This window comes from Exiguobacterium sp. RIT452 (assembly GCF_003598705.1).
Taxonomy (GTDB): domain Bacteria; phylum Bacillota; class Bacilli; order Exiguobacteriales; family Exiguobacteriaceae; genus Exiguobacterium_A; species Exiguobacterium_A undae.
The window spans coordinates 34,118-41,645 of sequence record NZ_QXJB01000011.1; the positions used below are offsets into that span (position 1 = coordinate 34,118).

At 50.0% G+C, this 7,528-nt stretch carries 8 protein-coding genes; all 8 read left to right on the forward strand.

The window, feature by feature from the left end:
• The first annotated feature begins 111 nt into the window (after positions 1-111).
• The 8 genes from D3D03_RS15895 (at position 112) to lysS (ending at position 7,230) form a co-directional block, all read left to right on the forward strand.
• Positions 112-1,500 (forward strand): anthranilate synthase component I family protein, encoded by a 1,389-nt coding sequence (locus D3D03_RS15895; RefSeq protein ID WP_119924093.1) that lies wholly within the window; start codon positions 112-114, stop codon positions 1,498-1,500.
• Entirely contained in the window at positions 1,497-2,078 is a 582-nt protein-coding gene (locus D3D03_RS15900) for an anthranilate synthase component II (RefSeq protein WP_119924094.1), read from the forward strand. The genes D3D03_RS15895 and D3D03_RS15900 overlap by 4 nt, the downstream gene beginning before the upstream one ends.
• Entirely contained in the window at positions 2,062-2,901 is an 840-nt protein-coding gene (locus D3D03_RS15905; RefSeq protein WP_026831536.1) for an aminotransferase class IV, read from the forward strand. Before D3D03_RS15900 ends, D3D03_RS15905 begins: the two co-directional genes overlap by 17 nt.
• On the forward strand, positions 2,898-3,689 hold the full coding sequence (folP, locus tag D3D03_RS15910) for a dihydropteroate synthase (RefSeq protein WP_026831535.1): 792 nt from the start codon (positions 2,898-2,900) through the stop codon (positions 3,687-3,689). The genes D3D03_RS15905 and folP overlap by 4 nt, the downstream gene beginning before the upstream one ends.
• 2 nt (positions 3,690-3,691) lie before the next feature.
• The gene (gene folB, locus D3D03_RS15915) at positions 3,692-4,063 is read left to right on the forward strand and encodes a dihydroneopterin aldolase (RefSeq protein ID WP_028105317.1); all 372 of its coding nucleotides are present in this window, start codon (positions 3,692-3,694) and stop codon (positions 4,061-4,063) included.
• Positions 4,060-4,599, forward strand: a complete 540-nt coding sequence (folK, locus tag D3D03_RS15920; RefSeq protein WP_035387541.1) for a 2-amino-4-hydroxy-6-hydroxymethyldihydropteridine diphosphokinase — start codon at positions 4,060-4,062, stop codon at positions 4,597-4,599. The genes folB and folK overlap by 4 nt, the downstream gene beginning before the upstream one ends.
• Positions 4,586-5,581 (forward strand): tRNA dihydrouridine synthase DusB, encoded by a 996-nt coding sequence (gene dusB / locus D3D03_RS15925; RefSeq protein ID WP_028105316.1) that lies wholly within the window; start codon positions 4,586-4,588, stop codon positions 5,579-5,581. Before folK ends, dusB begins: the two co-directional genes overlap by 14 nt.
• 167 nt (positions 5,582-5,748) lie before the next feature.
• The gene (gene lysS / locus D3D03_RS15930) at positions 5,749-7,230 is read left to right on the forward strand and encodes a lysine--tRNA ligase (RefSeq protein WP_174544521.1); all 1,482 of its coding nucleotides are present in this window, start codon (positions 5,749-5,751) and stop codon (positions 7,228-7,230) included.
• The last annotated feature ends 298 nt before the right edge of the window (positions 7,231-7,528 follow it).

Here is a 7,528-nt window from a genome sequence, read left to right on the forward strand (position 1 = left end):
ATGGACCTCTTTTTCCTCGTCGGAAAGAGTGGGACTTGCGTTTGAGTCGTCCGTCTGACTGATTTTTTGCGTATAATGAAAACAGAATAGCTCGGAAGTGGAGGAACAAGCGTGCGACAGACAGTATACGAAGCATTTACATGGACGAAGGAACAATTTTATAACCGGTACGTCGAATTGACGGCAAACCGGACCGGACACGTCTGGCTCGAAAGCGGCCGAATCGGAGCTTATACGATGGCAGGGGTCCGACCGGTGGGACACATTCGGACAAAAAATGGTCTCACGACGGTGACGGTGTCCGGGGAAGAAACAGACACGACGGATGCTCCATTCACAATCTTGGAGGACATCCGTTCACGTTACGCCTCGGCTCGACCGGCGGGAATGCCGCCGTTTTTTGGAGGACTGGCGGGATACGTCAGTTATGATGCTGTCCGTTATTTAGAACGCCTGCCGCAGCAAGCGGCGGATGATCTGGAGACGGCTGATCTGTCGCTCTATTGGTACGATGAGGTGGCCGTCTTTGATCATGAAAAAAATCAATTATTTGTTGCCGTCACCCGTGAGACAGAAGCGGAAGCCCGTCTGGCCTTAGTCGAAGAAGTCGCCTCGTGGCGGCAAATGAGTCCGGCACCGGTCTTTCAGGTTCCGGACGTCAAGCGTCCTCAGCGGGACCGTTCCTTTAAACGGCGTGATTTCATTCACGCCGCCGATCGGATCAAACAGTATATCGAGGCGGGCGATGTCTTTCAAGTGAATCTCGCTGTCCGCCAGCAAGAGCCGCTCCAGACGACACCAGCGCATATTTATGACGTGTTGCGAACTGTCAACCCGTCTCCTTACATGGGCTATTTTGCAGATCAGGAACTGGTTCTCGTGTCGGCGTCACCTGAGTTGCTCGTCGAAAAAATCGATTCAGCCCTCGCGACCCGCCCGATTGCAGGAACCCGTCCGCGCGGCAAAAATGAAGAAGAGGATTTTGCTTTAGCGAAAACGTTGCTTGATAACGAAAAAGAACGGGCGGAACACGTGATGCTCGTCGATCTCGAACGAAATGATTTAGGACGGGTCAGCCGCTACGGTTCGGTTCATGTTGATGAGTTGATGGTGATCGAAAAATATTCACACGTTCAGCATATCGTCTCAAACGTCCGTGGTGAGATTGCGGACGGGGAGACCGGAAGCAGTGTCCTTGCCGCCATGTTTCCGGGAGGCACGATTACCGGTGCGCCTAAAATCCGGACGATGGAAATCATCGAAGAGCTTGAACCGGTCCGCCGGGGGATTTATACCGGCTCACTCGGTTTTATCAGCTGGGCGGATGATACAATTTTCAACATCTTGATTCGGACGCTTGTCGCAAAAGACGGGATGGCGTATATTCAGGCGGGAGCCGGAATCGTGACGGATTCTGACTCGGAAAGCGAATATGAAGAATCACTCAGTAAGGCGAAGGCGCTTTGGGTGGCCAAAGAATTAGCGGAGGGAACGACATGATTGTACTGATCGATAATTATGATTCATTTACGTATAACTTAGTGCAGTATTTTGGAGAGCTTGGACAAGAGGTCCGTGTTTTCCGGAACGATGCGATTACGATTGAGGAAATTGAAGCACTGGCTCCGGATCATTTGGTCATTTCCCCGGGACCGTGTACTCCGAACGAAGCCGGAATCAGTTTGGAAGCCATCCGCTACTTTGCCGGTCGTCTGCCGATCCTCGGTGTCTGTCTTGGACATCAGGCAATCGGTCAAGTGTTTGGTGGAAAGGTGGTCCGGGCAAAGACATTGATGCACGGGAAAGTGTCCTTGCTGACCCATGACGGTTCCGGTATGTTTGCCGGAATTGAACAGAAGACGCCGGTGACGCGTTATCATTCACTTGTCGTCGAACGGGAAAGTTTCCCGGACGCCCTGACGATGACGGCAGAAGCAGATGGGGAAATCATGGCCCTTCGTCACAAGGAGTTGCCGATCGTCGGCGTCCAGTTCCATCCGGAAGCGATTTTGACACGTGACGGGAAACAGATGTTAAAAAACTTTTTGGAGTTGACACACTATGTATCTTTGGCATGATGGACAGATAAAACAAGAAGAAGACGTACGCATCTCGCCGCTCGATCATGGATATCTATACGGGATGGGGGTCTTCGAGACATTCCGGACTTACGCGGGTCATCCGTTTCTCTTTGATGATCACATCGAGCGTCTACAGATGAGTTGTGCGGCAATCGGCATCAAATTGCCTTACGGACGTGATGATTTATTGGCGGCGGTTGAAGAATTGTGTCGTGTGCACGGAACGGGAGATCTCTACTTTCGTTTAAACGTCTCTGCCGGTGCCCGTGAAATCGGTCTTTCGATTGAACCGTATGAGCAGCCGACCGTTCTGTTGTATGCGAAATCGATCGGTTCCAGACAGATGGCGGAACGGGCGCTTGAAACCGTTCGTTTGCCCCGGAGTACACCGGAAACGAGTTATCGGTTGAAATCACATCACTACATGAACAATCTGGTCGCCAAACGTCAGTTGTTTAATCAGGAGGCAGAAGGTCTCTTTTTGACAAAAGACGGTTTCATCTGTGAAGGCATCACGTCCAATATCTTTTGGCGTTATGGAGAACGATGGTACACGCCGCCACTTGAGACAGGTGCCCTCAATGGCATCACCCGTCAATTCCTGATGGAAGAGCTGCCTGTCGAGGAACGGCTGGCGTTGTTGCCGCAATTGACGGAAGCGGATGAAATCCTTTATACGAACTCGGTTCAAGAAGCAGTCGCGGTCTCTTCCTTGGATGGGCGGACGTTCCCCGGTCTTAATGGACACGGATATCAAGCAGTTCGAAGATTGTTTGATGACGCCGTCCAGTCGAAGTGGTCAAGGAGGGAAAAAGGATGACGAAAATCATGGGGATTCTTAACGTGACACCGGACTCTTTTTCCGATGGCGGGAACTATGTGGACATCGAGCAGGCAGTCCGGCATGCGAAACAACTCGTCGCGGACGGAGCGGACGCGATTGATGTCGGCGGTGAATCGACGAGACCGGGCGCTTCATTTGTCTCGGCTGAAGACGAAATCGACCGTGTTGTCCCGGTCATTCGGCGCTTGAAACGTGAACTGGATATATTGGTGTCGATTGATACGTATAAACCGGAAGTTGCCGAAGCTGCTGTTCGTGCCGGAGCAGACATCATCAACGACGTCTGGGGATCAAAATGGGGGGACGGCTCGATGGTCGAGGTGGCAGCCCGGCATGATGTCCCGATTATTTTAATGCACAACCGCTCAGAACCTCATGGACCGGATATGCTGGCTGAAGTACGGGCCGATTTGGAAGATTCGATTCGATTGGCGAAACAGGCCGGAGTGTCGGAAAACCACATCTGGTTGGATCCCGGCATCGGGTTCATGAAGACGCATCAAGAAAACCTGTTTTTAATGCGCCATCTGTCGATTACGACGGACTTTGGTTATCCTGTCCTGCTCGGGACATCCCGGAAGTCGATGATTGGTCTGACGCTTGGCTTGCCGGCTGATCAGCGTGTCGAAGGGACGATTGCGACAGTCTGCTACGGCATTCAACAAGGATGTGAATGGATGCGGGTGCATGATGTGCAGGCGGTCAAACGGGCAGCCGTCATGATGGATACGATGTTGGCTGCGGAATTACCGGGAGGAGAATGAAGATGGATCGGATACAGGTGACCGGTATGCGTTTTTACGGATACCATGGTGTGTTTGCAGAAGAAACGAAGTTGGGTCAACGCTTTAACGTTGATCTGACGATTGGTCTTGATTTATCAAGTGCCGGTAAGACGGATGATTTACGTGAAAGCGTCAATTATGCGGAGTTATACGAAGTCACGAAGCAGGTCGTCGAAGGGAAGCCGCTGCAACTCGTTGAAGCGCTCGCAGACCGCATTGCAGAGCAGGTGCTGTTGCTCGATCCCCGGATTCTTGAGACGACGATCAAGGTCATTAAACCGGATCCGCCGATTGCGGGACATTATGAACATGTTGCCGTTGAAATCCACCGGAAACGGGGCGATTATGCATGAATCGTGCCTACGTCGCACTAGGATCGAACATCGGCGATAAAGCAGCTCACCTGCAAGCGGCCATCCGGTTGATCCGTGCCTTGCCAACGACGAAAGCAGTGCGTGCTTCGTCAATCTATGAGACGGCACCCGTCGGCTACGTGGATCAAGATCTTTTTTACAATATGGTCGTCGAACTGGATACGACCTTATCCGCCGAACACTTATTGACGGAGCTACAACAGATTGAACACCAGGAAGGGCGGAAGCGGTTATTCAAGAACGGACCGCGGACACTCGATCTCGACATCATTTTGTATAATGACGAGACGATTCAGTCGGAAGGGTTGACGGTACCGCATCCACGGATGAACAATCGGGCATTCGTCTTGGCGCCGTTGCGTGAATTAAATGCTGCCTATTTCGTGCCGGGGTGGGAACGAACCGTCGACGAGTTGTATGTCGACTTGCCGGAAGCGGAACGGGCGGATGTAAAACGAATCGAACTTAAGTCGCATTCAGAGCAGAGAAGGGAAGAGCGTGATGACAGGTTTTAAAATTGGTGATGTTGAACTGAATAACCGTGTCATTTTAGCACCGATGGCGGGTGTCTGTAATCCTGCGTTTCGTTTGATTGCAAAAGAATTCGGGACAGGTCTCGTCTGTGCGGAAATGGTCAGTGATAAGGGGATTCTGTACGAAAATGAACGGACGATGCAGATGTTGTACGTTGATGACCGGGAAAAACCACTCAGTTTGCAGATTTACGGCGGTTCGAAGGAAACGTTGGTCCAGGCAGCACAGTATGTCGATGCCAATACGAATGCCGATATCATTGACATCAATATGGGTTGTCCCGTTCCGAAAGTGACAAAGTGTGATGCCGGAGCGAAATGGTTGCTTGATCCGGATAAAGTGTACGAGATGGTCCATGCCGTATCGCAAGCAGTCGAGAAACCCGTGACGGTCAAGATGCGGACCGGTTGGGACAGCCATCATATTTATTGCGTCGACAATGTCCGGGCGGCAGAAGCCGGTGGAGCGAAGGCTGTCGCCATCCACGGACGGACCCGTTCCCAAAAGTATGAAGGGGTTGCCGACTGGAACATCATCGGCGAAGCGAAGCGGGCAGTCAACATTCCGATTATCGGTAACGGAGATGTCCAGACGCCGCAAGACGCCCAACGGATGATTGATGAGATCGGAGTAGACGGTGTCATGATCGGTCGGGCTGCACTCGGGAATCCGTGGATGCTGTATCAGACGATCCAGTATCTTGAATCCGGAACGTTACCGGCGGAGCCGACACCACGTGAGAAGATTGATATTTGTCTGTTGCATGCCGCGCGTCTCGTCGCACTAAAAGGGGAAAAACTTGCCGTGCGGGAAATGCGCACCCATGTTGCGTGGTACCTTAAAGGATTAAGCGGAAACGGACAAGTCCGCAAAGCGTTATTCGATATTGATACTCATGCGGGTCTGCAAGAGTTGTTGCGTCAGTATGTCGAAACATTGGAAACGACCGCAGTACATGCGTGACACGTAAAGTATGGTCGGGATTGCCCGTTTTATGGTACGCTAATGCCATTGAAGATGAGCGAATCGGTTTTTCTAAGAGCTGTCGGTCATGCCGGCAGCTTTTTCATCGAAGCGGATGAAAACCATCGTGAACCATTATAAAAGGAGTGAAGACAGTGAGTCAGGACATGGAAATGAATGATCAAATGCAGGTGCGTCTCGGTAAGATGAACGCCATGCGTGAACAAGGACTTGATCCGTTTGGTGCACGTTTCGAACGTTCAACGGATACAGCAAGTATTCGTGCTGCTTACGGCGAACATGAAAAAGAAGAATTGGCAGAACTGAAGCCGGACGTTTCCATCGCGGGTCGTGTCATGACGACACGCCGTAAAGGGAAAGTCGGTTTTACGAACGTCCAGGATGTAAACGGTCAGATCCAATTGTATGTGCGTAAGGACGACGTTGGGGAAGAAGCATATGAGATTTATAAAACATGTGACTTAGGGGACATCGTCGGAATCAGCGGTTACGTCTTCAAAACGAATGTTGGCGAACTCTCGGTTCACGTCACATCGTTTACGTTGCTGACCAAAGCATTACGCCCGCTTCCGGATAAATACCACGGATTAAAAGATGTCGAACAACGGTACCGTCAACGTTACCTGGATTTGATTACGAACAACGAATCACGTGAGACGTTTATTGCACGCAGTAAAGTCATTCGCGGTATTCGTCAGTACCTCGACAGCCTTGGATACTTGGAAGTCGAAACACCAATGTTGCATACGATCGCGGGTGGTGCTTCGGCGCGTCCGTTCATTACGCATCACAATGCACTCGATATGACACTTTACATGCGAATTGCCATCGAATTGCACCTCAAACGGTTAATCGTCGGTGGACTTGAAAAGGTGTATGAAATCGGTCGTGTTTTCCGTAATGAAGGAATCTCGACACGCCATAACCCTGAATTTACGATGATCGAACTGTATGAAGCTTACGCGGATTACAACGACATCATGAATTTGACGGAAAACCTGATTGCTCATGTGGCACAGGAAGTACTCGGTACGACACAAGTCACGTACGGCGAAGATGTCATCGACTTGTCTGTCGGCTGGAAACGTGCGCATATGGCGGATCTTGTCAAAGAAGCGACAGGTGTTGATTTCTTTGAAGAGATTTCGAAAGAGCGTGCCCATGAACTCGCACACGAACATGGTGTCGAAGTCCAAGCGCATATGACGACGGGACATATCCTCAATGAATTCTTTGAACAGAAAATTGAAGAGTCACTCGTTCAGCCGACATTCGTTTACGGACATCCGGTTGAAATTTCGCCACTTGCGAAGAAAAATCCGGAAGATCCTCGTTTTACGGATCGATTTGAATTGTTCATCGTCCGCCGTGAGCATGCGAATGCCTTTACGGAGTTAAATGATCCAATCGATCAACGGGAACGTTTCGAAGCCCAGCTGGTTGAAAAAGAAGCAGGGAATGATGAAGCCCATGAAATGGACAATGACTTCATCGAAGCACTCGAGTACGGCATGCCGCCAACTGGAGGACTCGGAATCGGAATTGACCGCCTCGTCATGTTATTGACGAATTCTCCTTCGATTCGCGATGTACTGTTGTTCCCAACGATGCGTCATCAACAAAACTAATTTGGAACGGTCATTCCCTCGTCTTTCTTCATATAGAAGGAAGCGGGGGGATTTTTACTTTGATTCATCTGATAAAAACCTTTAATTAATCAGGTGTTTATTAGAATAATCCTTATGAAAACCGGGAATAAGATTATTTTAAATGTTTTTCTAATAAAACACTTGTATAAACAAAAACTCCATGGTATATTACTTCTTGTGCCGCAAATGGTTGTGACACACCGAAAAAAATATCAAAAAAGTTATTGACAATCGTGTCAGTGACTTGGTAAGATATTAAAGTCGCTGAAAACGACAC